The sequence below is a fragment of the Streptomyces sp. NPDC002730 genome, assembly GCF_042888805.1.
Taxonomy (GTDB): domain Bacteria; phylum Actinomycetota; class Actinomycetes; order Streptomycetales; family Streptomycetaceae; genus Streptomyces.
This window is the reverse complement of sequence record NZ_JBIAQG010000010.1, coordinates 63,992-88,177: the sequence shown is the minus strand read 5'-3', so window position 1 is coordinate 88,177 and position 24,186 is coordinate 63,992. Positions and strand designations below refer to the sequence as shown.

The 24,186-nt window shown below is 69.9% G+C and carries 27 protein-coding genes; 14 read left to right on the top strand and 13 right to left on the bottom strand.

All coding sequences use genetic code 11. From position 1 onward, the window contains the following. The first annotated feature begins 188 nt into the window (after positions 1-188). The 3 genes from ACFYXH_RS25140 to ACFYXH_RS25130 all read left to right on the top strand — a co-directional run bounded on the left by ACFYXH_RS25140 (position 189) and on the right by ACFYXH_RS25130 (position 3,445). Entirely contained in the window at positions 189-1,484 is a 1,296-nt protein-coding gene (locus ACFYXH_RS25140; protein WP_389567041.1) for an ABC transporter substrate-binding protein, read from the top strand. A 135-nt stretch (positions 1,485-1,619) separates the two neighbouring features. Further along, on the top strand, positions 1,620-2,528 hold the full coding sequence (locus ACFYXH_RS25135; protein WP_389567038.1) for a carbohydrate ABC transporter permease: 909 nt from the start codon (positions 1,620-1,622) through the stop codon (positions 2,526-2,528). Next, entirely contained in the window at positions 2,525-3,445 is a 921-nt protein-coding gene (locus ACFYXH_RS25130; protein ID WP_385304751.1) for a carbohydrate ABC transporter permease, read from the top strand. Before ACFYXH_RS25135 ends, ACFYXH_RS25130 begins: the two co-directional genes overlap by 4 nt. 51 nt (positions 3,446-3,496) lie before the next feature. Here the strand turns inward: ACFYXH_RS25130 and ACFYXH_RS25125 are convergent, their stop codons facing one another. After that, a complete protein-coding gene (locus ACFYXH_RS25125; RefSeq protein ID WP_389567034.1) occupies positions 3,497-3,673 on the bottom strand; it encodes a hypothetical protein in 177 nt (58 codons plus the stop codon). A 230-nt stretch (positions 3,674-3,903) separates the two neighbouring features. Between ACFYXH_RS25125 and ACFYXH_RS25120 the strand changes: the two genes are divergently transcribed. Further along, positions 3,904-4,938, top strand: a complete 1,035-nt coding sequence (locus ACFYXH_RS25120; protein WP_389567031.1) for an NUDIX domain-containing protein — start codon at positions 3,904-3,906, stop codon at positions 4,936-4,938. An 88-nt stretch (positions 4,939-5,026) separates the two neighbouring features. Here the strand turns inward: ACFYXH_RS25120 and ACFYXH_RS25115 are convergent, their stop codons facing one another. Next, entirely contained in the window at positions 5,027-6,391 is a 1,365-nt protein-coding gene (locus tag ACFYXH_RS25115; protein ID WP_389567028.1) for a dipeptidase, read from the bottom strand. A gap of 145 nt (positions 6,392-6,536) precedes the next feature. Here ACFYXH_RS25115 and ACFYXH_RS25110 point away from each other — a divergent pair, with 145 nt between their 5' ends. Further along, positions 6,537-7,754 carry a geranylgeranyl reductase family protein gene (locus tag ACFYXH_RS25110; protein WP_389567026.1) on the top strand — a complete coding sequence of 406 codons (1,218 nt, stop codon included), beginning with the start codon at positions 6,537-6,539 and terminating at the stop codon, positions 7,752-7,754. 163 nt (positions 7,755-7,917) lie between these two features. Here the strand turns inward: ACFYXH_RS25110 and ACFYXH_RS25105 are convergent, their stop codons facing one another. Further along, positions 7,918-8,367, bottom strand: a complete 450-nt coding sequence (locus tag ACFYXH_RS25105; protein ID WP_389567024.1) for a nitroreductase family deazaflavin-dependent oxidoreductase — start codon at positions 8,365-8,367, stop codon at positions 7,918-7,920. A gap of 141 nt (positions 8,368-8,508) precedes the next feature. Here ACFYXH_RS25105 and ACFYXH_RS25100 point away from each other — a divergent pair, with 141 nt between their 5' ends. The 3 genes from ACFYXH_RS25100 to ACFYXH_RS25090 all read left to right on the top strand — a co-directional run bounded on the left by ACFYXH_RS25100 (position 8,509) and on the right by ACFYXH_RS25090 (position 11,214). Next, positions 8,509-9,204, top strand: coding sequence for a TetR/AcrR family transcriptional regulator (locus tag ACFYXH_RS25100; RefSeq protein WP_389567021.1), 696 nt, complete (start codon positions 8,509-8,511; stop codon positions 9,202-9,204). A gap of 121 nt (positions 9,205-9,325) precedes the next feature. Then, positions 9,326-10,552: a sensor histidine kinase gene (locus ACFYXH_RS25095; protein WP_389567019.1), complete on the top strand. Its 1,227-nt coding sequence runs from the start codon at positions 9,326-9,328 to the stop codon at positions 10,550-10,552. Continuing rightward, on the top strand, positions 10,549-11,214 hold the full coding sequence (locus ACFYXH_RS25090; RefSeq protein WP_327321877.1) for a response regulator transcription factor: 666 nt from the start codon (positions 10,549-10,551) through the stop codon (positions 11,212-11,214). The genes ACFYXH_RS25095 and ACFYXH_RS25090 overlap by 4 nt, the downstream gene beginning before the upstream one ends. On the opposite strand, the gene ACFYXH_RS25085 is transcribed toward ACFYXH_RS25090, so the two are convergent. Both ACFYXH_RS25085 and ACFYXH_RS25080 read right to left on the bottom strand, forming a co-directional pair. Further along, the gene (locus tag ACFYXH_RS25085; protein ID WP_327321876.1) at positions 11,175-11,450 is read right to left on the bottom strand and encodes a DUF6332 family protein; all 276 of its coding nucleotides are present in this window, start codon (positions 11,448-11,450) and stop codon (positions 11,175-11,177) included. The two genes, ACFYXH_RS25090 and ACFYXH_RS25085, sit on opposite strands and share 40 nt — an antisense overlap. Before the next feature lie 81 nt (positions 11,451-11,531). Then, a complete protein-coding gene (locus ACFYXH_RS25080; protein ID WP_389567015.1) occupies positions 11,532-13,019 on the bottom strand; it encodes an MFS transporter in 1,488 nt (495 codons plus the stop codon). Positions 13,020-13,106: 87 nt separating this feature from the next. On the opposite strand from ACFYXH_RS25080, the gene ACFYXH_RS25075 reads away from it, so the two are divergent. Then, a complete protein-coding gene (locus ACFYXH_RS25075) occupies positions 13,107-13,508 on the top strand; it encodes a MarR family winged helix-turn-helix transcriptional regulator (RefSeq protein WP_389567012.1) in 402 nt (133 codons plus the stop codon). A 216-nt stretch (positions 13,509-13,724) separates the two neighbouring features. Here ACFYXH_RS25075 and ACFYXH_RS25070 read toward each other — a convergent pair whose 3' ends face one another. Together ACFYXH_RS25070 and ACFYXH_RS25065 are read right to left on the bottom strand one after the other, a co-directional pair. After that, on the bottom strand, positions 13,725-14,468 hold the full coding sequence (locus tag ACFYXH_RS25070; RefSeq protein ID WP_389567009.1) for a maleylpyruvate isomerase family mycothiol-dependent enzyme: 744 nt from the start codon (positions 14,466-14,468) through the stop codon (positions 13,725-13,727). A gap of 244 nt (positions 14,469-14,712) precedes the next feature. Continuing rightward, the gene (locus tag ACFYXH_RS25065; protein ID WP_389567006.1) at positions 14,713-15,933 is read right to left on the bottom strand and encodes an MFS transporter; all 1,221 of its coding nucleotides are present in this window, start codon (positions 15,931-15,933) and stop codon (positions 14,713-14,715) included. Positions 15,934-16,008: 75 nt separating this feature from the next. On the opposite strand from ACFYXH_RS25065, the gene ACFYXH_RS25060 reads away from it, so the two are divergent. Both ACFYXH_RS25060 and ACFYXH_RS25055 read left to right on the top strand, forming a co-directional pair. Next, the gene (locus ACFYXH_RS25060) at positions 16,009-17,223 is read left to right on the top strand and encodes an ROK family protein (protein ID WP_389567003.1); all 1,215 of its coding nucleotides are present in this window, start codon (positions 16,009-16,011) and stop codon (positions 17,221-17,223) included. A 215-nt stretch (positions 17,224-17,438) separates the two neighbouring features. Then, positions 17,439-18,290 carry a YhjD/YihY/BrkB family envelope integrity protein gene (locus ACFYXH_RS25055; RefSeq protein WP_389567000.1) on the top strand — a complete coding sequence of 284 codons (852 nt, stop codon included), beginning with the start codon at positions 17,439-17,441 and terminating at the stop codon, positions 18,288-18,290. Here the strand turns inward: ACFYXH_RS25055 and ACFYXH_RS25050 are convergent. From ACFYXH_RS25050 to ACFYXH_RS25040, 3 genes are read right to left on the bottom strand one after another with little or no spacing between them, the layout of a single operon-like run. Next, on the bottom strand, positions 18,287-19,180 hold the full coding sequence (locus ACFYXH_RS25050; RefSeq protein ID WP_389566996.1) for a phosphotriesterase: 894 nt from the start codon (positions 19,178-19,180) through the stop codon (positions 18,287-18,289). The two genes, ACFYXH_RS25055 and ACFYXH_RS25050, sit on opposite strands and share 4 nt — an antisense overlap. Next, complete coding sequence (locus tag ACFYXH_RS25045) at positions 19,174-19,755, bottom strand: DUF4865 family protein (RefSeq protein WP_389566993.1); 582 nt, start codon at positions 19,753-19,755, stop codon at positions 19,174-19,176. The genes ACFYXH_RS25050 and ACFYXH_RS25045 overlap by 7 nt, the downstream gene beginning before the upstream one ends. Positions 19,756-19,810: 55 nt before the next feature. Beyond that, positions 19,811-20,383, bottom strand: coding sequence for a TetR/AcrR family transcriptional regulator (locus tag ACFYXH_RS25040; protein ID WP_389566990.1), 573 nt, complete (start codon positions 20,381-20,383; stop codon positions 19,811-19,813). Positions 20,384-20,571: 188 nt separating this feature from the next. Between ACFYXH_RS25040 and ACFYXH_RS25035 the strand changes: the two genes are divergently transcribed. Together ACFYXH_RS25035 and ACFYXH_RS25030 are read left to right on the top strand one after the other, a co-directional pair. Further along, a complete protein-coding gene (locus ACFYXH_RS25035) occupies positions 20,572-20,853 on the top strand; it encodes an SHOCT domain-containing protein (RefSeq protein WP_389566986.1) in 282 nt (93 codons plus the stop codon). A gap of 101 nt (positions 20,854-20,954) precedes the next feature. Beyond that, positions 20,955-21,200, top strand: a complete 246-nt coding sequence (locus ACFYXH_RS25030; protein WP_389566983.1) for a hypothetical protein — start codon at positions 20,955-20,957, stop codon at positions 21,198-21,200. 21 nt (positions 21,201-21,221) lie between these two features. On the opposite strand, the gene ACFYXH_RS25025 is transcribed toward ACFYXH_RS25030, so the two are convergent. Next, the gene (locus ACFYXH_RS25025) at positions 21,222-21,755 is read right to left on the bottom strand and encodes an ATP-binding protein (protein WP_389566980.1); all 534 of its coding nucleotides are present in this window, start codon (positions 21,753-21,755) and stop codon (positions 21,222-21,224) included. A 180-nt stretch (positions 21,756-21,935) separates the two neighbouring features. Further along, positions 21,936-22,259, bottom strand: a complete 324-nt coding sequence (locus ACFYXH_RS25020) for a hypothetical protein (RefSeq protein WP_389566977.1) — start codon at positions 22,257-22,259, stop codon at positions 21,936-21,938. 200 nt (positions 22,260-22,459) lie between these two features. Here ACFYXH_RS25020 and ACFYXH_RS25015 point away from each other — a divergent pair, with 200 nt between their 5' ends. Further along, complete coding sequence (locus ACFYXH_RS25015; RefSeq protein ID WP_389566974.1) at positions 22,460-23,593, top strand: PLP-dependent cysteine synthase family protein; 1,134 nt, start codon at positions 22,460-22,462, stop codon at positions 23,591-23,593. A gap of 57 nt (positions 23,594-23,650) precedes the next feature. Here ACFYXH_RS25015 and ACFYXH_RS25010 read toward each other — a convergent pair whose 3' ends face one another. Beyond that, positions 23,651-24,133 (bottom strand): SRPBCC family protein, encoded by a 483-nt coding sequence (locus ACFYXH_RS25010; protein WP_389566971.1) that lies wholly within the window; start codon positions 24,131-24,133, stop codon positions 23,651-23,653. Positions 24,134-24,186: the final 53 nt, after the last annotated feature.

The following is a 24,186-nucleotide window of genomic DNA, read 5'->3' as shown; positions in this document are numbered from 1 at the left end:
TGGAGTCTGTTGGAAGAGATGCGGTAACGGTTGTTCGATGTCTCGCCAAAACCCTTGACGACACCCCTTTCTGGGAGTGAGATCCAATTCTCGCGTTGGGTTGTGTTGAGTTGCACCCCGGAGGAGGGGACATGGCGCAGTCATCGTTCAACGGTTCTGCCGCGCCCGGGAGCGTGGCAGGACATCGGATGTCCCGTCGGAATCTGCTGCGTGGCGCAGCGGCGGGTGCGGGTGCGGTCGCGCTGCCCTCGCTGCTCGCCGCATGCGGCAGTGGGCCCGGCGGGGACGGCAAGACCATCACTTTGGGGTCCAACTCGTCCGACCCGGTGCCGAAGAAGGCTTTCGCCGACGCGTTCTCCGCATACGGCAAGCAGTCGAAGGACGGAAGGAAGGTCAAGGTCAACACCGTTGACCACAACACCTTCCAGGAGAACATCAACCGCTACCTGCAGGGCAAGCCGGACTCCGTCTTCATGTGGTTCGCGGGCTACCGCATGCAGTTCTTCGCCAAGAAGGGCCTGTTGCACGACATCAGCGACAACTGGGCGGGCTACCAGGGCTTCTCGCCGGCGCTGAAGGCCCAGTCCACGGGTGAGGACGGCAAGCAGTACCTCACGCCGTACTACTACTACCCGTGGGCCGTCTTCCACCGGAAGAGCGTCTTCGAGCAGCACGGCTACCAGGCTCCCAAGACGCTCGACGAGTACATAGCGCTCGCCAAGCAGATGCAGAAGGACAAGCTCATCCCCATCGCGTTCTGCGACAAGGACGGCTGGCCGGCGATGGGAACGTTCGACTACATCAACATGCGCAGCAACGGATACGAGTTCCACAAGAACCTGATGGCGGGCAAGGAGGCGTGGACCGACAAGCGCGTCAAGGACGTCTTCGACACCTGGCGCAGCATCCTCCCGTACTGCCAGCCCGGAGCCAACGGCCGCACCTGGCAGGAGGCCGCAACCAGTCTGCAGAAGAAGCAGGCGGGCATGGCGGTCTTCGGACTCCCGCACCCCGGCGCCCAGTTCCCCAAGGGCGAGCAGGCCGACATCGACTTCTTCCCGTTCCCGGTGATCAATCCCGAGCACGGACAGGACGCGGTCGAGGCGCCCATCGACGGGTTCCTGCTCGCGAAGAAGTCGAAGGACCTCAAGAACGACAAGAGCCTGGAGAGCGCCAAGGACCTGCTCAAGTGGCTGGCCACGGGCAAGGCGGAGGACATCTACCTCGCCAGTGACCCCAACAACATCGCCGTGAGCGACCAGGCCGACATCTCGAAGTACTCCCCGCTGCAGAAGAAGGCCGTCGAACTCGTCTCCGGCGCCAAGCAGATCTCGCAGTTCCTGGACCGGGACACGAGGCCGGACTTCTCCTCGACCGTGATGATCCCGGCCATTCAGACCTTCATCAACAAGCCGAAGGACGTGGATGGGTTGGTCAACAGCATCGAGAGGCAGAAGAAGACCATCTTCGCCTCCGAGGACTGACTGACACCGGCCGAAACCGACTTGGAGCCACCACCCGTGCCGCTGCTGCAATCTCCCGGGGGACAACCCCCGGACCCCCGGCCGGAACCGCAGGCCGACCGGGGCACCCCGAACGACACCGCGGGGCGAACGAGAGTGAGCACCCCGCGGCGCGCCGCTCGACGAGGTCCGCGGCGGTTCACCCGCCGCGACCTCGCCGTACTCGGCGTGCTGCTGGGCATACCGATCCTGCTCGACATGGCCATCGTGTGGGGGCCGACCCTCGCCTCCATCGTGCTCTCCTTCACCAGCTGGGACGGCATCGGAGACATCCACTGGGTCGGCACGAAGAACTACGAGAACCTCTTCACCAACTATCCGCAGTTCTGGCCCGCCGCCCGCCACAACCTGCTCTGGCTGGCCTTCCTCGGACTGATCGCGACCCCGTTCGGACTGCTGCTGGCCGTCCTCATCGACCGGGGCGTACGGTTCAGCCGCTTCTACCAGTCGACGCTCTACATGCCGGTGGTGCTCTCGCTCGCCGTCGTCGGCTTCATCGCCCAGCTGGTCTTCTCCCGCGACCAGGGCGCGCTCAACGCGATCCTCGCGGACACCGAGAACCCCACCGACTGGCTCGGCGATCCCGACCTGAACATCTGGATGATCCTGCTGGCCGCGGCCTGGCGGCACACCGGCTATGTCATGATCCTCTACCTCGCCGGCCTCAAAGCCGTCGATCCCTCGCTGAAGGAAGCCGCCGCCATCGACGGTGCGAGCGAGCGGCAGACCTTCTTCCGTGTCGTCTTCCCGACCCTGCGGCCCGTCAACGTCATCGTCGGCGTCATCACTGTCATCGAGGCGCTGCGCGCCTTCGACATCGTCTACGCCGTCAACAAAGGCAGAAACGGCCTGGAGCTGCTCTCGGTCCTCGTCACCGACAACATCATCGGCGAGGCCAGCCGGATCGGCTTCGGTTCCGCGATCGCCGTGGTGCTGCTGCTTGTCTCCATGGGATTCGTCGTGACGTATCTGGTCCAGGAGATCCGTGGGGAGAAGAACCGATGACGATCGACACCGCCCCGGCGCCCGCCACCACTCCGGCCGCGGCTCCACCGCCCCGCAAGCGCGCCCTGCGCCCCGGCCGGCTCGGCGTGCACGCGTTCCTGATGACTGTCTCGCTGGCCTTCCTGGCGCCCCTGCTGCTCGCGGTGTACGCCTCGCTGCGGCCGTACGACGAGACCTCCGAGCACGGTTACTTCTCGCTGCCGAAGAAGCTCTCCTTCGACTACTACCAACAGGCCTTCAGCGACTCGGGGATGATGAAGTACTTCATCAACACCCTGATCATCGCCGTGCCGGGAGTGCTGCTCGCGCTTTTCTTCGCCTCCTTCGTCGCCTTCGCCGTGTCACGGCTGAGGATGCGCGGCTCGATCGTGCTGCTGATGCTCTTCACCGCCGGCAATCTGCTGCCCCAGCAGGTGATCGTCACTCCGCTGTACGTCCTGTTCAACCGCATCCCGTTGCCGTACTGGATGTCCGACTCGATGACGATGTTCGACTCGTACTGGGCCGTCATCTCCGTCCAGGTCGGCTTCCAGATCGGGTTCTGCGTCTTCGTCCTCGCCAACTTCATGCGCACCCTGCCCCAGGAGATCCTGGAGGCGGCGATCGTGGACGGCGCGAGTGTGTGGACGCAGTACTGGCGCATCACGCTGCCGCTCTGCCGCCCCGCCCTCGCGGCGCTCGGCACGCTGCAGTTCACCTGGATGTACAACGACTTCCTCTGGGCGCTCGTCTTCATCTCCGACGGCGACAAGCTGCCCATCACCTCGGCGCTGAACAACCTCCGCGGTCAGTTCTTCACCGACTACAACCTGCTGGCGGCGGGTTCGGTGATCGTGGCACTGCCGACGCTGCTGGTCTTCCTGCTGCTCCAGCGCCACTTCATCGCCGGGCTCACCCTCGGCTCCACCAAGGGCTGAGTCGGACGGCAGCCGGCTTCCGTCCCGGCCCGGGGCGGAAGCTGTGTCGTCCTAGACGACCGCCTCCGCGGTCCGCTGTGGAACGACCACCAGGAAGGCGTCCGATTCGAGGTCCATCACGACCTCCGCCGCCAGACCCTCGTCCCGGCGTGCCCGTGCGAACTCCTCGGCCGGCCAGCTGCCGCGCGGGCCCCCGGCGGGAAACTGCTCCAACACCGTACGGCGCATCCCGCACCCCCTTGTCTCTCCCGCTCCAACGACGCTCCGCGGCCGGGTGTCACGGCCCGGCGGGGGCATCCGTTCGTATGGTGAGACGCGTCAGGGCGCGGGACGGTGGTGGTGAACCGGCAACAGCACGGCCACAGTTGTGTACGTGATCAACCGGCCGGTTCCTGCAACGGGTTTCCGTGGCAGGGTGTTGCGGGCAATCCACTGAGGGCTACGGCAGAGGGGGAACCGTGATCGTCTGGATCAACGGTGCGTTCGGAGCGGGCAAGACCAGTACCGCACGCGAACTGATCGATCTGATCCCGAACAGCACGCTCTACGACCCCGAACTGATCGGCGGCTCTCTCGGCTACCAGCTGCCCCAGAAGCGGCTCGCCGAGGTGAGCGACTATCAGGATCTGCCGATCTGGCGGCGGCTCGTGGTGGACACCGCCGCGGCGCTGCTCGCCGAGCTGGGCGGGGTGCTTGTGGTGCCGATGACGTTGCTGCGCCAGGAGTACCGCGACGAGATCTTCGGCGGGCTCGCCTCCCGCAGGATCGCGGTGCGCCATGTGCTGCTGTCCCCGGATGAAACGATCCTGCGCGAGCGGATAGCCAACCGCGAGGAGCCGGACATCCCCGACGCCGAACAGCGCGTCAGACAGTGGGCGTACGAACACATCGAGCCCTATCTCGCGGCCCTCGACTGGATCAGCGCGGACGCGCACGTCATCGACACCAGCCGGCTCGATCCGCAGGAGACGGCGCAGCGGATCGCCGAAGCGGTACGGACCGGGGCCGCCGCGGCCTGCGAGATCGTCCAGACGCCCGAGCCGAGCGCCGAAACTCTCGCCGCCGGAGTGCTGCTCTTCGACGAGGAGGACCGGGTGCTGCTCGTCGACCCCACCTACAAGCCGGGCTGGGAGTTCCCCGGCGGGGTGGTGGAACGCGGCGAGGCACCCGCACGCGCGGGGATGCGCGAGGTCACCGAAGAGCTCGGCATCGAACTCGGGGAGGTGCCCACGCTGTTGGTGGTCGACTGGGAGCCGCCGCGGCCGCCGGGATTCGGCGGACTGCGGCTGCTCTTCGACGGTGGCCGGCTGCCGAGTGGTGAGGCGCGGCGGGTGCTGCTGCCCGGATCGGAGCTGCGCGGCTGGCGGTTCGTCGGCGAGGAGGAGGCGGCGGAACTGCTGCCGCCGCCCCGTTACGAACGCCTGCGCTGGGCGCTGCGCGCGCGCGAGCGCGGGACCGTGCTCAACCTGGAGGCCGGCGTCCCCGTGGGCTGACGCGTAACATCCCCGCGACCGGAGTCAGCTGGTCACCGTCGCGCCGGACCCGCACGGATCTACCTTCTCCGCGATCTCCGCCGAGCGCTCAAGCTTTCTTGGACTCGGCGTAGTTGACCAGGAAGAGTGCCTCGGCGACGGACAGCCGCTCCAGCTCCTCGGGCGACACCGACTCGTTCACCGCATGGATCTGTGCCTCGGGCTCGCTCAGGCCGATCAGCAGGATCTCCGCCTCGGGGTAGAGCGCGGCGAGCGTGTTGCACAGCGGGATCGAGCCGCCCATGCCGGCGGACTGCATCTCCTCGCCCGGGTACGCGATGCGCATCGCGTCGGCCATCGAGGTGTACGCCGGGCTGGAGACGTCCGCCCGGAACGGCTGGCCCTGGCCCACCTGCTCGAGCGTGACGCGGGCGTTCCACGGAGTGTGCTTCTCGATGTGCGTGAACAGCAGCTTGGTCGCCTCGGCCGCGTCCTGGCCGGGCGGCACCCGCAGGCTGATCTGCGCCCGGGCAGTCGCCGGGATGGAGGGGGTCGCGCCGGCCACCGGGTGGCAGTCGATGCCGATCACGGTGACGGCGGGGCGCGCCCAGATACGGTCGGCGACCGTGCCGCTGCCGATCAGGCCGACACCGTCGAGGATCTTGGCGTCCTTGCGGAACTCGCCCTCCGGGTACTGCAGCCCCTCCCAGGTGGAGTCCGCGGTGAGCCCGTCGACCACCGTCGAACCGTCCTCGGCGCGCAGCGAATCCAGTACGCGGATGAGCGCGGCCAGCGCGTCGGGCGCCGCGCCGCCGAACTGGCCCGAGTGCAGATTGCCTTCGAGAGTGTCGACCTGGACCCGGATCATCGTCATACCGCGCAGCGTCGCCGTCACCGTCGGCAGACCCACCCGGAAGTTCCCGGTGTCGCCGATCACGACGGCGTCGGCCGTCAGTAGCTCCGGGTGCGCCTCGGCGTACTGCTCAAGACCACCCGTGCCCTGCTCCTCAGAGCCCTCCACGATCACCTTGATGTTCACCGGTACGCCGCCGTTCGCCTTGAGGCCGCGCAGGGCGAGCAGGTGCATGATGAAGCCGCCCTTGCAGTCGGCGGCGCCACGCCCGTACCAGCGGCCGTCCCGCTCGGTCAGCTCGAACGGCGGGGTCACCCACGCGGACTCGTCCAGCTTCGGCTGCACGTCGTAATGCGCGTACAGCAGCACCGTCGGCGCACCCTCCGGGCCGGGCAGCAGCCCGTACACCGACTGCGAACCGTCAGGGGTGTCCAGGAGCGCGACATCCTGGAATCCCTCGGCGCGCAGCGCACCGGCCACCCAGTTCGCGGCGGCCTCGCACTCGCTCTTCGGCGCCACGGCCTCGTCCGCCACCGATTGGAAGGCCACCAGCTCCGTGAGCTCCGCCTGGGCGCGGGGCATCAAAGAGGCAATGGTCTCGGCGATCGGATTGACGGTCATGGGCACGCTCCTCGTGGGTGCGACGTTGTGCGGTGTGTGTACGGCGAATGTGTGGTTGATCCTCGCACAGGGGCGGGAAGCGACCGCGCCGTAGGATGCCGTCGAGAGCGTGGATCATGCGTCGGATCGGGAGCAGAAGCAGATCGTGAGCAGCGAGAACGCAGATGCCGTAGGTGAGTACGGCGAGCCGGTGTGGGATGTCGTCGTGGTCGGCGGCGGGCCCGCGGGCGCTTCGGCGGCCTATGCGGCGGCGGTCGCGGGCCGCCAGGTGCTCCTGTTGGAGAAGTCGGAATTGCCCCGCTACAAGACCTGTGGCGGAGGGATCATCGGCCCCTCGCGCGACAGCCTCCCGCCCGGCTTCGAACTGCCGCTGCAGGACAGGGTGCACGCCGTCACCTTCTCGCTGAACGGCAAGCTGGCCCGTACCCGCCGCTCCAAGCGGATGCTCTTCGGGCTCATCAACCGACCCGAGTTCGACGCCGCTCTTGTGGAGCAGGCGCAGAAGGCCGGCGCCGTACTGCGTACCGGCGCGACCGTCTCCCGCGTGGAGCAGCACGGCCCTGCCGTCCCGGACCGGCGCACGGTCGCCGTGGTGCTCGCCGACGGCGAGACCGTGCTGGCGCGTGCGGTCGTGGGCGCGGACGGCAGCGCCAGCCGGATAGGCGCGCATGTCGGGGTGAAGCTCGACCAGGTCGATCTCGGCCTGGAGGCGGAGATCCCGGTACCGGCGACGGTGGCCGAGGACTGGGCGGGCCGGGTGCTCATCGACTGGGGGCCGATGCCCGGGAGTTACGGCTGGGTGTTCCCCAAGGGGCGGACGCTGACGGTCGGAGTGATCTCGGCCCGCGGCGAGGGCACGGCGACCAAGCGCTATCTGGAGGACTTCATCGCTCGCCTGGGGCTCGCGGGATTCGAGCCGGCGATCTCCTCGGGGCATCTGACCCGGTGCCGCAGCGACGACTCGCCACTGTCACGGGGGCGGGTGCTGGTGTGCGGGGACGCGGCCGGGCTGCTCGAGCCGTGGACCCGGGAGGGCATCTCCTTCGCGCTGCGGTCGGGGCGGCTCGCGGGGGAGTGGGCCGTACGGATCTCGGAGGCCCACGATGCCGTGGACGCCCGTCGGCAGGCGCTGAACTACGCGTTCGCGATCAAGGCCGGGCTGGGTGTGGAGATGGGGGTCGGGCGGCGGATGCTCGCGATCTTCGAGCGGCGTCCGGGGCTGCTGCATGCGGCGATCACCGGTTTGCGCCCGGCGTGGAAGGCGTTCGCGGACATCGCGCGGGGATCGACGACGCTGGCCGGTCTGGTGCGAACGCATGGTGTGGCGCGGCGGGCACTGGAAATGATGGACCGGCGCGCCTAGCGGGCTGCCCGAACCGTTCGGGCCGTCCGGGCCGTCCGGGCCGTCCGGGCCGTCCGGGCCGTTCCGCCCCGGCCGCCCGGGGCCGGGTATCGCCCGGCCCTGCGTCACGTTGTCGCCCGGTGACAGGGTGTTGCCCTGTGTCACGGTGTCCCCCGGCCCGGTGTCACTTGGTCACGGTGATCCGGAAGACGGGGTGCTTGTGCGCCGCGGCGAGCAGCTCCTCGTCCGTGGACTTGGCGTTGACGTCGCCGAAGAACCGGCCGACCTCCCAGCCCCAGCGCTCGAGGTAGGTGCGCAGCAGCACGGGCTTCTCCTCGTCGGCCAGCTCCACCGCGGTGAACTGCTGGGTCTTGCGGCCGACTTGGAGCTGCCCGCCGCCCGCGGCGCGCAGATTGCGGACCCACTGGGAGTGGCCGCGGGCAGAGATCAGATACGGGCCGCCCTCGTAGGGGAGCGGGTTGACCGGGATGCGTCGCCACTCGCCGCTGGTGCGGCCGCGCACGGAGAGCTCCGCGGTGCCCATCAGGCTGACGCCACGTCGGGCCAGCCAGCCGATGGTGCCGTTGACGATGGTGTCGAAGCGGCCGGGCTTGATGTAGTGCGCCTGCGACATGGTGATCTCCACTGGTGTCGAGAGAATCATTGAGAGAGCACTGCTCTCGCTTGAGAGCAGTGTGCACCTGATCGGTGATCCAAAGCAAGAGCGGTGCTCTCGTTGTTGGTCAGTGCTCCGAAACGTGAAAGACTGCATCCCATGACCACGATCCGTGGGGCCAGGGAACGGGCCCGTATCGAAGTCACCGCAGCCATCAAGGACGAGGCTCGCAAACAGCTCGCGGCCGAGGGCGCGGCGAAGCTCTCCCTGCGCGCTGTCGCCCGCGAGCTGGGCATGGTGTCCTCCGCTCTCTACCGCTACTTCCCGAGCCGTGACGATCTGCTGACCGCCCTCATCGTCGACGCCTACGACGCGGTCGGCGCCGCGGCCGAGACCGCCCTCGCCGCTGCCCCGGCCCCGGACGACCACCCCGCCCGCTGGACCGCGATCTGCTCGGCCGTACGCGTCTGGGCCCTCGCCCACCCTCATGAGTACGCCCTGATCTACGGCTCTCCGGTCCCCGGCTACACCGCGCCCCAGGACACCGTCGGACCCGCCTCCCGCGTCGGCCTCGCGCTGATCTCCGTCGCCCGCGACGCCTACCGCTCGGGCGGCATCGCGCTACCGCCGCTCGCCGAGGAACTGCGACCCGAAGCGCACCGGCTCACCGCCGATATCGCCCCCGACCTGCCGCCCGCCGTCGTGGTGGCCCTGGTGGCCGCGTGGTCCCAGCTCTTCGGCCTCATCTCCTTCGAGCTCTTCGGCCAGTTCAACCGGGTCGTCGAGGAGCGGGACGTCTTCTTCGGCCAGGCCGCGGCCCGCCTCGCGCACGAGGTCGGCCTGCGGCACCGCTAGGGCTTGGACCCGTCGGGCTCCAGGAGGCGTCGGCCCCCGTCGCCGTACTGCGCAGGGAGTATGTGTGATCGCCACGCCTGGCTGACGCCCGCCGCCCCGGCCCCGGTCTAGCGTTGCCGGTATGGAAGAGCAGCGCACCCGGAACTGCGGTGGTCCCCCCTGGGCGCGGGGCGGACCACCGCCGTTGCGTCACTGGGAGGCACGGCGGAGCAACGCAAGGGTGCCCTGGCCGTCGACCCTCGTGCTGGCCGTGTTCGTGCTGGTGGGGTCGAGTTTCGCCGCCCCCGGCCAGCACCGTGAGGCGCTCGACGCCTTCGCGCGGGTGTTGCTGCTCGCGGGACCGGCGTTCCTGCTGCTGCGCAATCGGTGGCCCGTTGTCGCCGTCTTCGGCGCGGCCGCGACAGCGCTGGCCTACTTCGCCGCGGGCTATCCGAACGGCCCGGTCTTCCTCACCGTCGCGGTCGGCGCTTTCGCCGCCGTCACCTCCGGGCACCGGCGTGCCGCCTGGTGGGCCGTCGGCGGCCTCTGGGTCGGTCATCTGCTGATTGCCCACTGGCTGTACGCCGATCTGCCGCCGCACGGTGACAAGGCCGCGCCCTGGGCGCAGGAGCTGGTCATCGCCGCCTGGGTGGTCGCCGTCCTCGCGGCCTCGGAGCTCGTACGTGTCCGACGCGAGGTCTGGGCCCGTGAGCGCATCGAGCGCGCCGCCGCCGAGAAACGCCGCGCCGACGAGGAGCGGCTGCGGATAGCCCGCGAGTTGCACGACGTCCTTGCGCACTCCATCTCGGTCATCAACGTCCAGGCGGGCGTGGGCCTCGCGCTGCTCGACACCGACCCCGAGCAGGCCCGCACCGCGCTCACCACCATCAAGGCGGCCAGCAAGGAGGCGCTGGGCGAGGTGCGGCAGGTCCTCGACACACTGCGTACGCCGGGAGACGCCCCACGTGCACCCGCGCCCGGCCTCGACCGGCTGCCCGAACTCGTCGAACAGGCCGCGGGCGCCGGACTGAGCGTCGAGGTCGAGACGGACGGCGACCGGACCGCGCTCCCGCCCGGCACGGATCTGGCTGCCTTCCGGATCGTCCAGGAGGCGCTCACCAACGTCGTACGTCACTCGGGCTCGCGCACCGCGCGGGTACGGATCGGCTATGCGTCCGGCCGCCTCGACCTCCGGATCGACGACGAAGGACCGGCCACCGGCTCGGACGCGGGCGGCAGCGGCAACGGCCTTGTCGGAATGCGGGAGCGTGCCGCCACCCTCGGTGGCACGATCGATGCGGGTCCGCGCCCGGGCGGCGGCTTCCGGGTACGGGCCGAGCTCCCTGTGCGGCCGAAGGAGACGATGTGATCCGCGTACTGCTCGCCGACGACCAGCTGCTGGTCAGGGCAGGATTCCGGGCGTTGCTCGACGCCCAGCAGGACATCGGGGTGGCGGGCGAGGCCGGTGACGGCGAGGAAGCGGTGCGGCTGGTGCGTGAACTGCGCCCCGACGTGGTGCTGATGGACATCCGCATGCCGCTGCTCGACGGTCTCGCCGCCACCCGCCGGATCACCGAGGACGAGCGGCTGAACGGGGTGAAGGTGGTCATGCTCACCACCTTCGAGCTCGACGAGTACGTCTTCGAGGCCATCCGCTCCGGTGCTTCGGGCTTCCTGGTCAAGGACACCGAGCCGGAGGAACTGCTGCGTGCGGTACGGGCGGTGGTGCACGGGGACGCGCTGCTGTCGCCGGGAGTGACGCGGCGTCTGATCGCGGAGTTCGCTGCCCGCTCCAAAGCACCCACGGACGCCGAGGGCCTCGCCGAACTCACCGAACGGGAGCGGGAGGTGATGGCCCTGGTCGGCATCGGCCTCTCCAATGAGGAGATCGCCCGCCGGCTTGTCGTCAGCCCGCTCACCGCCAAGACTCATGTGAGCCGCACGATGGTGAAGCTCGGCGCCCGCGACCGGGCCCAACTCGTCGTGTTGGCCTATGAGTCGGGGCTGGTGCGGCCCGGCTGGCTCGGCTGAGGCGGCGTACGGGGAAAGCGCCACAGCACAGTCACGACGCGCACCACGAAGGCGACCGCGGCCGCCGCGCCGCCCGCGATGAGCAGCCCGCGCTCAGCGGTGTACGGCATGGCGAACATCAGCTTCGGTCCCGCGATCACTCCGAAGACGACCGCCGCGACCAGGACCGCGCTGAGGAGCGCGTATCCGGTCTCGATGGTCAAGGCGTCCCGCTCCGCCTGTGTACGCCGCCCCATGTTCGAAGTGTCACAGGGCGGCGGCCGACGGGCAAGGAGTCCGTCGGCCGCCGCCACCCCCTTGGGAGAGCGGAGTATGGGTCAGTCGCCGACCGCCACCCGCTCGGGCTCTTCCTGAACCGGCTGTCCGGAGGACTTCGCGACCAGGACGCTCGGCACGGCACGGCGGGTCCGCAGCCCGGTCAGCGTGATCAGCAGTCCGGCTGCCGCGATCGCGGTCACCACCACCAGGCCGGGCCGGAAGCTGTCGAGCACCTCCTGCGGAGAGCGGCCCGTGTCACCGCCCGCCGTGATCACCGCGGTCACGACGGCCAGGAAGATCGCGCCGCCGACCTGGATCGAGGTGTTCAGCAGGCCGGAGACCATGCCCTGCTCATGGTCCTCCACCCCGTTGGTGGCCTGGATGTTGAGCGAGGGGAAGACCAGCGCGCAGGCCGCGCCGAGCAGCAGCATCGACGGCAGGATCACGGCGGCGTAGCTCGGTGTGAGGTCGATCTGGAGGAAGAGCGCGTACGCGATCACCAGCAGCGTGAAGCCGGCGGCTATCACGCGCGGTGTGCCGAAGCGGTCCACGACCGAGCCGATCTTCGTCGAGGAGAGCGCCACCAGAGCGCCCGCCGGAAGGAAGGCCAGCGCCGTCTGCAGCGCCGACCAGCCGAGCAGGGACTGCATGTACTGCGTGACGAGGAACTGGAAACCGACGTACGAGCCGAAGAAGAAAGCCGCGCCGAGGTTGGCGCGGATCTGGCTGCCCGAGCGCAGCACACCCAGCCGGATCAGCGGGTGCGAGCTGCGCCGTTCGATGGTGACGAACACGGTGAGCAGCACGGCGACGGCGAGGAAGGACAGCAGGGTGCGCGCCGAGGCCCAGCCCACCTCGGGGGCCTGGACGACGGTGAAGACGAGCAGCAGCATCGAGGCCGTGCCGGTGACGGCGCCCGGCAGGTCGTAACCCTTCCCGGAGTCCTCACGGCTGCTCTGCGGGATCAGCTTGATGCCGGCCAGCAGCGCGATCAGGGCGATGGGCGCGGGCAGCAGCATGGTCAGGCGCCAGCTCACCTCGGTGAGCAGTCCGGAGAGGACCAGGCCCATCGAGAAGCCGGTGGCGGCGCAGGTGGTGTAGATGGCCAGCGCGCGGTTGCGCTGAGGGCCTTCCTTGAAGGTCGTGGTGATGATGGAGAGCCCGGCGGGCGCGGTGAACGCGGCGCTCAGACCCTTGATGAAGCGGCTGGCGATCAGCAGCGGACCGGAGTCGACCAGTCCGCCGAGCAGCGAGGCGAGCGCGAAGACGGCGAGCGCGATCAGGAAGACCCGGCGCCGGCCCAGGAGGTCGGCCGCACGGCCGCCGAGCAGCAGCAGGCCGCCGTATCCAAGGATGTAGCCGCTGACGATCCACTGCAGGGACGAGGTGGTCAGATGGAGATCGGTCGCGATGGAGGGCAGGGCGACGCCGACCATCGAGACGTCGAGGGCGTCGAGGAACATCGCGGCGCAGAGCACGAGGAGAGTGCCCCACAGCCGCGGGCTCCAGCGCTCCTGCGCTACGGGGACGTTGAGCGGAGAGGTCATGAGGAGGACAGTACATGCACATGCATTGAGTGCAAGCGCATTTAATTCCGATGCAACAAAGTGCGTCCTCTCTGCTAACGTGCGGTCATGGCGGCGAAGAAGTCCGAGCGAGTGCTCGTCGAGGAGTGGCGGGACGTCCTTGCGCTGCACGCCCGTACGATCTGCGAGCTCGACCGCGAGCTGCATCAGCACGGGCTCGGCGCCAGTGACTTCGAGGTCCTCGACGTACTCGCCGAAGAGACGTCGGACGGCGGCGACTGTTCCTTCCGCGTCCAGGAGCTGGCATCCCGGGTCCACCTGAGCCAGAGCGCGCTGTCGCGCCTGGTGGCGCGGCTGGAGAAGGACGGGCTTGTCACCCGCGGGATGTGCAGCGAGGACCGGCGGGGAGTGCGGGTCGCGCTCACCGAGGCCGGCCGGGCCCGCCATGCCGAGGTGCAGCCGCTGCAGCGCGCGGTGCTCTCCAGGATGCTGTCGGGCCCGTCCACGTAAAGCCGGGCCCTGCCACGTAAAGCCGGGCCCTGCCACGTAAAGCCGGGCCCTGCCACGTAAAGCCGGGCCCTTCCACGTAAGGCCGAGCCCTGCCACGTATAGCCGGGCCCTTCCACGTAAGGCCGAGCCCTGCCACGTAAAGCCGGGCCCGTCCACGTAAAGCCTGGCCCGTCCACGTAAATCTCCGTGGGCTTCCGTACGAGGGGCTGGGACCGGCTAGGACCAGGTGATGGCGGACAGCTCGCGCCACAGCCGCGCGAGCTCCGCATCGCCGGTGACGGACACGGTGGTGAGCGGCAGCCGGTTCCACAGCGTCAGATAGAGCTGCTCCGCCGTCCCCCTCAACTCGCAGTCCGCGGGCCCCTCTGCGGTGCGTTCCGTGCGCGGAGCCTCGGTCGACAGCCGTACCGTCCACACGTCGTCCGTGTCGCTGGCATGTACGCGCAGGACACGCGGCTCCTCGGTGCGCACCCGGCTCCGGGAGCGGGCGTGAAAGGCGCCGAGCAGCTCGTCGATGCCGTCCAACGCGAAGTCCGCGGCGACCGGCCCCGGCTTCCCGCCGAGCGCCGACTCGGCGTCCGTGCGGTGGACGGCCGTCTCGTGCGCCTGCCGCCTGGCCCAGAACGCCACCGGTGAGGGTGCGGGCAGAAAGCTCCAGCACTCCACATCCGCGGGCGCCTCGCTCAGCGCGGCCACCAGGAGACCGTGCCCCTCCCGGAACCACTCCAGCAACTCGTCGCCGTCGAGCTCGGGCTGGTCGTCGGCGGGGTGGAAGCTTGTGTAGCCCTCGGTGATGAAGGCGGTCGCCCAGCGGTGGACCATGCTGATGTGCCGGAGCAGATCCCGCACCTGCCAGCCGGGGCAGGTCGGCACGCTCGCGTCGGGGCCTGCCTCGGCAGCGGCCGCGGCCAGCAATTGGCCCTCCCGGACAAGGGACTTGATCAGCTCAGCGGTCTCCATGTGGGAGATTGTGCCAGCGCGGCCCGACCGGCGGCAGAACCGTCGTACGGATAGCGCGGCGCACAATGCCACAGGAACCCCAGCAGGAACGCCTGTCAGGACCAGCACGGCGACAACGCCGAGGTGGACCAGTGAGACGGCGTTGCCCAAGGCCGATCGCGCGAGGCCACCCAGGCGGCGAGAGGTCATGCCTTGCTGATCGGCTCCCGGGCGGCGGATCCGCCTGAGCAGGCAGCAGGAGTACTCAGTCGGCTCGGGGTACGGACGCGTTCCGGGCCGAGTACCCGATGAGCGCCGCGCCAGCCGCCAGCGCCGCCACCGTCGTCAGTGCCACCGGCAGCGAGAACCAGTCGGCGAGAAACCCGATCGCCGGCGGCCCCAGCAGCATCCCGCCATAGCCGAGCGTCGACGCGGCCGCGACCCCGCCGGGACCGGCGAGAGCGCCCGCCCTGGCCACCGCCACCGGGAAGATGTTCGCGAGCCCCAGACCGGTCACGGCGAAACCGAGCAATGCAAGCCACACCGTCGGCGCGAGCGCGCCCAGCACCATGCCGGCTGCCGCCGTCGTACCGCCCGCGACGAGCGTGCGGGTCTGGCCGAGCCGCTCCAGCAGGGCCGTGCCGGAGAGCCGGCCGGCCGTCATGGCCAGGGCGAAGAAGGAGTATCCGGCGGCGGCGATGCCCGGGTGGGCGTGCAGATCCTGCTCGAGATGGAGCGCTCCCCAGTCGGCCATCGCCCCTTCCCCGTACGCCGTGCAGAGCGCGATCACGCCGAAGAGTACGACGAGTTGGCGCGTACGGCCCTGGAGGCGGCGCGGGCCCGGCACCGCCGTGGTGCGCTCGGTGACGGGTGCGGGACGGCGCAGCAGCACACGCCCGGCGGCTGCCGTGACCAGCAGGCCGATGCCGGTGAGGCCAAGCAGATGCGCGGTGGGGGAGAGGCCGCCGGCGACCAGGCCGCCGAGGCCCGCGCCGATCATCCCGCCGAGACTGAACGCGGCATGGAAGCTGGGCATCACGGGCCGCCGCATCGCCGCGACCAGATCGACCGCGGCGCTGTTCATCGCGACATTGATCCCGCCGTACGCCGCACCGAAGACCAGCAGTACAAGGCCGAGGGCGAGCGCCGAATGCGTCAGTGGCGGGAGCGCGATGCTCAGCGCCAGCAGTGCGCCACTGACGACTGTCACCGGATGGCTGCCGAAGCGGCGGCAGAGCCGCCCAGTGAGCGTCATCGTCACCACCGCGCCCGCCGACACTCCGAGCAGGGCGAGGCCCAGATCGCTCGCGGACGAGCCGGTCTGCTGCTTGATGGCGGGGATACGGACCACCCAGCCGGCGAAGATGAAGCCGTCGAGGGCGAAGAACACGGTCAGCGCGGTACGGAGGGGGGACAGGGAGGGTGGGGCGGTGTTTCCGCCAGGTCCCCCCGGTACGGCCGTCCGTAGTTTGTTTAGAAGCGGCACAAACTCAGGATAGGGGTCGGGCCCGATCCGTACAAGGCGGCTGCTCAGCCTCCGGATCATGGGAGACTCGCCTGCATGAACGGCAAGGCGATGACCACCAGGACGAGGCTGGAGAGAGGCCGCAGCGCGCTCGGCCCCGCGCTGGAACTGGTTCATACGGGCCGGGCGCCCACCCGCGCCGTGCTCACCGCTGAGCTCGGAGTCACCCGCGCCACCGCCGGCGCGGTGGCCGCCGAACTCGAAGCGCTCGGGCTGATCCGGGTCGACTCGCGCCCGGGCGCCGCCGCCGGCTCTCAGGGCCGGCCCTCGCACCGCCTCGCTGTCGACGACGCGGGCCCGGTCGTTCTCGCCGCGCAGGTGCACGCCGACGGATTCCGGGCCGCGCTCGTCGGGCTCGGCGGCCGTACGGTCGCGACCGCACCCGGCTGCGTCACCGTCTCCGAAGACCCGGCGCAGGTGCTCGGCGAGGTCGTCGAAGCAGGCGCGGCCCTGTTGCGCGAGAGCGGTCGGCGGTGCGTGGGCGCGGGTCTCGCCGTGCCCTCCGCCGTCGCCGAACCGGAAGGCACCGCCCTCAACCCGCTGCACCTCGCCTGGCCGGCCGGGGCTCCCGTCCGCGACATCTTCGCCGAATGTGTCCGCGCGGCGGGCATCCAGGGCCCCGCCTTCACCGGCAACGATGTCAACCTCGCGGCGCTCGCCGAGCACCGCCACGGCGCGGGCCGCGGCGCCCAGCATCTGCTCTGCGTCGCCACCGGCCATCGCGGCGTCGGCGGCGCGCTCGTCCTCGACGGCCGTCTGCACACCGGCAGTTCGGGCCTCGCCCTCGAGGTCGGGCACCTCACGGTCAACCCCGAGGGCCGCCCCTGCCACTGCGGCAGCCGCGGCTGCCTCGACGTCGAGGCCGACCCGCTCGCCTTCCTCACCGCCGCGAGCCGCCGGCCGGGCCCCGAGGTCTCGCTGCTGCAGCAGTCCCGGGATCTGCTGCGCACGGAGTACGACGACCCGGCCGTACGGAGCGCGGCCGAGGAGCTCATCGACCGGCTCGGCCTCGGGCTCGCCGGGCTCGTCAATATCCTCAACCCCGACCGCATCATCCTCGGCGGACTGCACCGCGAGCTGCTCGACGCCGATCCCGAACGGCTGCGCGCCGTGGTCGCCGACCGCAGCCTGTGGGGGCGCAGCGGCGGTGTGCCGATCCTCGCCTGCACGCTCGACCACAACAGCCTGGTGGGGGCGGCCGAGTTGGCGTGGCAGCCGGTACTCGACGACCCGCTGGGCGCACTCGGCTGACGTCGGCCGGCGTATGGCCCGGCGGACTGTGCGTCGGCGTACCCGGCTCACACACGACGGCGGGCGGGGACGGGGGCGGGCGTCGACCGGTCGGCACGGACGGCCTTCGCCGGTCGGCTGGGCCGGCTGAACGACCGGCCGACGGCGCAGGCGGCACCACCCGTCCGGGGGCACAATGGACACCTCTCAGTGCAATTTCGGGTAATCGACAACCTATGACCCACAAGCCCTCCGGCGCGGATCACCATGCGCACCGGCTTCAGGACCTGCGCCGCAGGTTTTACGCGTCTCCCATCGGCCTGGCCTGGGAGCGCGGCCGTGAGCTGGAGCTGATGCACCGCGCCATGGGCTTCGCCGCACTGGGCTTTCTGACGCTCGTCCCCCTTCTGGTCGTCGTCGCGGCGGCGGACCCGGCGAGCGGACAGGGCTTCGCCCGCTGGCTGGGCCAGGCACTGGGGGTCTCGGAGTCATCCCTGGACGAGGTCGAGCGGCTGTTCGGCGTGCCTGGGCAGGCGCTGCAGCGCACGACCGCGTTCGGTCTCGCCGCCCTCACCGTCTTCGGTCTGACCTTCGGGTCGGCCGTTCAGACCGGCTACGAGAAGGTGTGGGATCTGCCGACGGCCCGCTGGCACACCATGTGGCGGCATGTCGTCTGGCTGGCCCTGCTCGTCGCCGCGAGCCTGGCCTTCGTCAGTGCGCCGCTGCCGGCCGACTCCGCCCCGGCCACGGTGTTCGGCGGCCTGGGAGACCTGATCGGCACCATTCTGTTCTTCTGGCTGTCCCAGCGCGTGCTGCTCGGCGGCCGGGTCCGCTGGCGCGCCCTGCTGCCCGGGGCGGTGGCCACGGCCGTGGGCATGGTCGGCCTGCGGGTCTTCTCACAGCTTGTCTTCTCGCCGCTGATCGCCTCCAACGCCGTCACCTACGGCCCGTTCGGGACCGTGCTCGTCATCCAGTCCTGGCTCGTGGGTGTCGGCTTCGTCGTCTACGGGGGCGCGCTCGTGGGACGCCTCATTCACGAAGCGCGCGTACGCCGACGGCTGGAACACGAGCTGGAAGACCTGGCCTAGGACCGGTAGAGGGCGAAGGCGCGGGCCGGATTCCGTACGAGGATCCGGTCCATGACGTCCTTGCCGAGGGCCGGTTCGAGCCGCGGCCGCAGGCTGCGCAGCAGATACGGCATGCCGGGGGTTTCCGGAGTCGTCATGTCGCCGCCCAGCATCAGCTGACCGGCGTAACCCGCGTCCGCGAGCGCCGCCAGCTCGTCCGGCAGGCGCCAGTCCGTGGCGTGATTGGCCCGCGAGGGGCCGTCGAAGACGAGATAGGCACCCGTCGCCGCCGCATCCCGCTGGCCGGCCAAATCCGGAGAGCGGCCGAGATGGCCGAGGATCACGTGCTGCGGCAGAACCTCCAACGCGCCGCAGAGCAGATCGAGTACGTCCAGCGCTGCCGTGCCCAGTTCCAGATGGACGGCGATGGGCGCGCCCGTACGGTGATGGGCCAGGGCCGCGGCCGTCATGGTGAGCCGGGCATGCGCGTCGACGCCGTGGAAGGCGCCCGCCACCTTGATCAGTCCGGCCCGGATCCCGGTACCACCGATACCCTCGGTCACTTCGGCCGTGAACAGTTCGGCAAGGTCCTCCGGGAGGCGGCCGAGCATCTCAGGGGCGTAGTGCACGGCCTGATGGAGACCGGTGGCGGCCACCACATGGGCGCCGGTCGCGCGGGAGAGCGCTGCCAGCTCCTCGGGCCTGCGCCCCAGGCCGTACGGAGTCCACTGCACGACCGACCGGCCGCCGAGCTCGCGGAAGGCGCGCAGTCGCACGGCCGCGTCCGCCGGATCGTCCAGCTCCTGTCCCGGCAGCCGCGGGCTGCGCAGGAACAGATGGTCGTGGGCGTCGCAGATCCCCAACCCGCTGGCCGGGATGTCGCCGAGCACGGTACGGACGAGGCTCACCACTGCTGCCCCCGCGGCAGCTCCGTACGGTGCGGGGCGGAGAGATGCAGCACCTGGAAGACGTCACCGATCGCCTCGGGCGCGTCCTCGGCCCACAGTGCGAAGTGCAGCAGCTCCCAGTGCCGCGGATCGATGGCGACGGCGGCCGCGACCACGCCGTCCGCGCGCGCCAGCTGTTGATGCGTCGCGAGCGCCTTCTCCACGGCGAAGGCGGGCCGCTCGTCCTCGCGTATCCGCACCCGACGACGCGTGGCGGACCGGGGCACGGCCCCGGCCGCCGGGCCCTCCTCGTACGCCAGCCCTGTCCAGTGCTGGACCACGGGACGTCCGAAGTCGTTGACGATGCCCTGGAATCCGGGCCCCCAGAGGAAGGAGTTCATGCCTTCCGGCGCGGTCCACAGGTAGAGCGGTGCGTACTGGTTGACCGGCGAGCCGTCGACGCGTTCGCGCATCAGATAGGCCTTCAGACCGAGGCCGGGAAAGTCGTCGAGCAGATGGCCCTTCGTCGCCACCCGCTTGCGGATGATCTCCATGTCATAGTCGGCGGGCAGCGTGATCTCGTACTGCATGGCATGCATGAAGGGCTCCTCGGTACGCGGGGTCGGGCGGGGCGCTCGTCGGCGCGGACTGCCCTTAGGCGTCAGTGGTGTTACGAGGGGTGAGCAGCGCGAGCAGTCCGCCGACCGCTGCGTCGAAGGCGGCAGGCGAGCCGGACGCACGCGCCAGCACATAGCCGCCCTGCACCGTCGCGACGATCGCCGCCGCCGTCCCGGCCGGATCGACCGGGGTCGTGAACTCGCCCGCGTCCAGGCCCTCCTGGACGATCCCGGCGAGGCGTCCGCGCAGCCAGTCGAGCGTCTCCTCGACCGGGGCGCGCAGCTCGTCGCTGGCGATGACATCCGGGTCCATCGTGAGGCGGCCGACCGGGCAGCCGCGCAGTACATCGCGCTCGCGCAGCAGATACGCGCTGATCCGCTCGTACGCCGTGCCGTCGCCGCCGAGCGTCACTTCGGCGGTCGCGCGCATCTCCTGTGCGGTACGCCGGATCGCGGCCAGCGCCAGGTCGGGCTTGCCCGCGAAGTGGTGGTACATGCTGCCCTGGCCGGCGCCCGCCTGCTGCTGGATCGCCTTGGGGCTGGTGCCCACATAGCCGCGCTCCCACAGCAGCTCGCGGGTGGCCTCGATCAGCCGTTCAGGAGTGCTCATGAGCCCACTGTACATACTAGTAGGTACAGAAACCAGAGGTTCCCGGAGCAGCCGCGAAGGCCCCGCGTACTCCCCGGGTGGTACGTGCACTGCCGCTGCCCGTACGACGACGTGAGACCCGGTCGGCGGGAGCCTCGGAAGCGACGAGGAAACACGCACCACCATCGCCACTGAGGAGCTGAGCCGAGATGAACACACTCGCCTACGACGGGCCCGGCCCGTGGATTCTGTTCTTCCCGCTGATCTGGGCGGCCGTCGTCATCGGCGTCGTCACCGTCCTGCGCCGCACCGTATGGCGCGGCCGTCGCGGCCCCTGGCATCCGACCCGCGCGACGCACGGCGAGAGCTCGCCGATCGCGATGCTCGGCCGTCGCTTCGCCGCCGGCGAGATCGACGAAGAAGAGTACTGGCGGAGGCTGTCCGTCCTGGACGAGCAGTTCGGCCGCATCGGCAAGGACGGTGCGGCATGACCACCACCACGGCGACCATGACCCGCACCGCAGCCCGGGTCGTCGACGCTGTGGAGGTCTACGGCAGGGGTGACGCCGAGGAGAGGGCCTTGAAGGGGTGAGTGTCGCCTTACCGGTCGGCCGCGATCCACGAACGCGCCAACGAACTGGCCCTGTTGTGTGCCGTCGTACGGGCCAGGAACCAACTGTGCGCAATGGTGCGCTCTGAGCCGGTACTGGTGCCGGCGTTCGGCACGGCAGTCGGCCTGGCGCTCGGCGGACTGCTCGACCGGGTGCTCGTCAAGGCGTCCGAGGGTGCGGGCGACACCGCCAACGCGTTCGTACTGCGCGCCGTCGCCACCGAGTAGTCGTTCCGAAGCGCCCCCCGGTCAGCCCGCAACAGCCGACCGGGCGGAGGCACGTTGACGCGTCCCGTTCTGCGTACCCGCCGAACTCGCCGTACTCGGGAAGGGCTCGTCGGCCGTCGCCCCGTACACCACCGGATACGGCGGCAGAGCCACTGCGGGCGGAGGTGTGGAGAGCGTGAACCAGACGATTTTGCCCGTCTCGCCCTCGGGTCGTACGCCCCAGCTGTCACTCACCGCCGCTATCAGCCCGAGCCCGCGCCCGGAAGTGGCGAAGAGATCTGTGTCCCCTACGGTCGGGAGACGTGGATCGTTGTCATGGACGGAGACCGTGAGCCGGTCGAGCAGCAACTCGATCTCCACCGTGCACATCTTGTCCGGCTCGGCGTGCCGGTGAACATTGGTCAGCAACTCGGTGACGCCCAGCGCTGCCTGGTCGATCAAGGGATCGAGATGCCAGTAGCGCAATTGCGCCGAGAGAATTCTGCGGACCTGACCGATCCGCGACGGCAGGGCCTGGAGCTCCACCGTGCAGTGCCTGCTTGGCTGGCTGATCACGGCTGCGACTCCCCGAATGAGGTCCGGAAGAAGACGAGGATCGGATCCAGCAGTTGGCTGGCTGCTGATTTGTCCGGCGGGCTGGATCACAGCGTTACCGCCGGTGCACCCTGAGTGATGTGAGACAAGCGTGAACCACTGACCACGGCTCCGCAACTCGCAGCACCCGGGTGAGTACTCTCAGCTCCGACGGCCGCCGGCCCCGCGCACCGCTTCCAGGAAGCGCCCGGCCAGTGCCCGGCCCTCCGGCCTGCGGCTGCGCTGCCCCATCGTCAGCCGGTAGCGCTTGCCATTGAGCGTCGCCACCGTGCTCGCATCGTCGGCGAACCAGGGCTTACCGGCCCTGACCCCGCGGACGGGAGCGCTCTCGATCACCCGGCCGTAGCTGGTCAGGAGCGCCAGCGTGCCGTCCTTGATCAGCACTTGTCCGGCCCTCGTGAGCGAGCGCGGCCAGCGCTCGATCCGTACGCCAGTGGCGCTGAATTCGGTCTCTGCCATCCCCATCGTGCCTCCGCCCCCTTCGCACCGTTTCCTGTTGGCAGTCTGCACAACTACGGGCGCATGCACCAGTACGTGCGGTCGCACCGGCACAAGTCCCGGCCCACAAGTGACTCCTATGGACCCCCAAAGTGAACGTTTGTGCAGGTGGGGGGCTTACTGTTGCCAGTGGGGGCCGCATTTCGACAGGACGAGGAACGGCGCGCATGAGCACGAGTGAGAAGCCAGTGGCGGGAGAGGCGATCGCCACCATAGATGTGGATCGCAGCGATCCGGACTACCGGGCATGGCTGAAGGAGGCAGTGCGCAAGGTCCAGGCCGACGCCAACCGCTCCGCCGACACCCACCTGCTGCGATTCCCGCTGCCCGAGAAGTGGGGCATCGACCTCTACCTCAAGGACGAGTCCACCCATCCGACAGGCAGCCTCAAGCACCGGCTCGCCAGGTCGCTGTTCCTCTACGGACTGTGCAATGGCTGGATCCGGCCGGGCAAACCGGTCATCGAGGCGTCCAGCGGCTCGACCGCAGTCTCCGAGGCGTACTTCGCCAAGCTGATCGGCGTCCCGTTCATCGCCGTGATGCCGCGCACCACGAGCGCCGAGAAGTGCCGGCTGATCGAATTCCACGGTGGGCAGTGCCACTTCGTGGACGACTCGCGGAAGATGTACCAGGAGTCGGCCGCACTCGCGGAACGGACCGGCGGCCACTACATGGACCAGTTCACCTACGCGGAGCGGGCCACCGACTGGCGCGGCAACAACAACATCGCCGAATCGATGTACCAGCAGCTGCAGTTGGAGCGCTACCCGGAGCCCGCCTGGATCGTTGCGACGGCCGGCACGGGCGGCACCTCGGCGACCATCGCCCGCTACGTCCACTACATGCAGCACGACACCCGCGTCTGTGTCCCCGACCCGGAGAACTCCTGCTTCTTCGACGGCTGGACCCAGGGCGACCCGCTCGCCAGCAGCGACTGCGGCTCCCGTATCGAGGGCATCGGCCGGCCGCGTATGGAACCGAGCTTTGTGCCCGGAGCCATCGACCGGATGATGAAGGTGCCCGACGCGGCGAGCGTCGCCGCCGTACGCGCCCTGGACATGGCCATCGGCCGCAAGGCCGGCGGCTCCACCGGAACCGGCCTGTGGAGCGCGCTGAAGATCATCGCCGAGATGGTGGCCAACGGGCAGAAGGGCAGCGTGGTCACCCTGATATGCGACCCGGGCGACCGCTACCTCGACAAGTACTACTCCGATGCCTGGCTGGACGAACAGGGTCTCGACATCGCCCCGTACAGCGCGACGATCGAGGAGTTCCTCGCCACCGGCGTCTGGCCCGGCTGACCAGCGTGACCGCTGCGCGGCTGACCAGCGTGACCACTGCGCGGCTGACCACCCGGACTACTGCGCGGCGGACCGGGCGAGCCTTCGGTCCAGTTGGCGCACCGCGCCCCGGAACGAGGCGCCCAGGCCTGCCCGGCCCAGCCGCAGCAGGATACGCATGAGTGCGGGGGCGTCCGCCGCGAAGGTCCACTGCACCCGGGTGCCGGTCGCGGTGGGAGTCAGCCGCCACTCCTCCAACAGAGCCCGCAGACCTGGGGCGTTGGTCTCCTCGACGCGGTACGCGAAGCGCTCGTCCGGCTCGGTCGCCATGATCTTCTCGGCGAAGAAGGTGCCGCCCCTGAGCCTGATCTCGCGGCCCGCGCCCCCGTCGGTGGGCGTGGCCGAGGTGACGGCGGTGAACCAGGACGGCCAGCCCGTCACATCCTCGGCGAGCGCCCGGTACACCGCTCCTGGCGAGGCCTTCACCTCGGCCGAGAAGACCAGACGCAGCGGGGCGGACTCGACGAAGTCGAGCTCCACGGGGCTCAGTCGGCGTGCCATGGGACCGTACCTCCAGCTGGGAGGGGTGGAGCGGGGGCCCGCACACCATAGCT

Excerpts from the sequence above, each read along its gene's own strand:
- ACFYXH_RS25105 (WP_389567024.1), bottom strand. The coding sequence starts at position 8,367 with ATGTCGCAGGCGCACTACATCAAGCCCGGCCGCTTCGACACCATCGTC.
- ACFYXH_RS25015 (WP_389566974.1), top strand. The coding sequence starts at position 22,460 with ATGAGCACGAGTGAGAAGCCAGTGGCGGGAGAGGCGATCGCCACCATA.
- ACFYXH_RS25125 (WP_389567034.1), bottom strand. The coding sequence starts at position 3,673 with ATGCGCCGTACGGTGTTGGAGCAGTTTCCCGCCGGGGGCCCGCGCGGC.
- ACFYXH_RS25040 (WP_389566990.1), bottom strand. The coding sequence starts at position 20,383 with ATGAGCACTCCTGAACGGCTGATCGAGGCCACCCGCGAGCTGCTGTGG.
- ACFYXH_RS25035 (WP_389566986.1), top strand. The coding sequence starts at position 20,572 with ATGAACACACTCGCCTACGACGGGCCCGGCCCGTGGATTCTGTTCTTC.
- ACFYXH_RS25010 (WP_389566971.1), bottom strand. The coding sequence starts at position 24,133 with ATGGCACGCCGACTGAGCCCCGTGGAGCTCGACTTCGTCGAGTCCGCC.
- ACFYXH_RS25080 (WP_389567015.1), bottom strand. The coding sequence starts at position 13,019 with ATGACCTCTCCGCTCAACGTCCCCGTAGCGCAGGAGCGCTGGAGCCCG.
- ACFYXH_RS25045 (WP_389566993.1), bottom strand. The coding sequence starts at position 19,755 with ATGCATGCCATGCAGTACGAGATCACGCTGCCCGCCGACTATGACATG.
- ACFYXH_RS25095 (WP_389567019.1), top strand. The coding sequence starts at position 9,326 with ATGGAAGAGCAGCGCACCCGGAACTGCGGTGGTCCCCCCTGGGCGCGG.
- ACFYXH_RS25085 (WP_327321876.1), bottom strand. The coding sequence starts at position 11,450 with ATGGGGCGGCGTACACAGGCGGAGCGGGACGCCTTGACCATCGAGACC.
- ACFYXH_RS25060 (WP_389567003.1), top strand. The coding sequence starts at position 16,009 with ATGAACGGCAAGGCGATGACCACCAGGACGAGGCTGGAGAGAGGCCGC.
- ACFYXH_RS25020 (WP_389566977.1), bottom strand. The coding sequence starts at position 22,259 with ATGGGGATGGCAGAGACCGAATTCAGCGCCACTGGCGTACGGATCGAG.
- ACFYXH_RS25130 (WP_385304751.1), top strand. The coding sequence starts at position 2,525 with ATGACGATCGACACCGCCCCGGCGCCCGCCACCACTCCGGCCGCGGCT.
- ACFYXH_RS25075 (WP_389567012.1), top strand. The coding sequence starts at position 13,107 with ATGGCGGCGAAGAAGTCCGAGCGAGTGCTCGTCGAGGAGTGGCGGGAC.
- ACFYXH_RS25100 (WP_389567021.1), top strand. The coding sequence starts at position 8,509 with ATGACCACGATCCGTGGGGCCAGGGAACGGGCCCGTATCGAAGTCACC.
- ACFYXH_RS25115 (WP_389567028.1), bottom strand. The coding sequence starts at position 6,391 with ATGACCGTCAATCCGATCGCCGAGACCATTGCCTCTTTGATGCCCCGC.
- ACFYXH_RS25055 (WP_389567000.1), top strand. The coding sequence starts at position 17,439 with ATGACCCACAAGCCCTCCGGCGCGGATCACCATGCGCACCGGCTTCAG.
- ACFYXH_RS25070 (WP_389567009.1), bottom strand. The coding sequence starts at position 14,468 with ATGGAGACCGCTGAGCTGATCAAGTCCCTTGTCCGGGAGGGCCAATTG.
- ACFYXH_RS25140 (WP_389567041.1), top strand. The coding sequence starts at position 189 with ATGTCCCGTCGGAATCTGCTGCGTGGCGCAGCGGCGGGTGCGGGTGCG.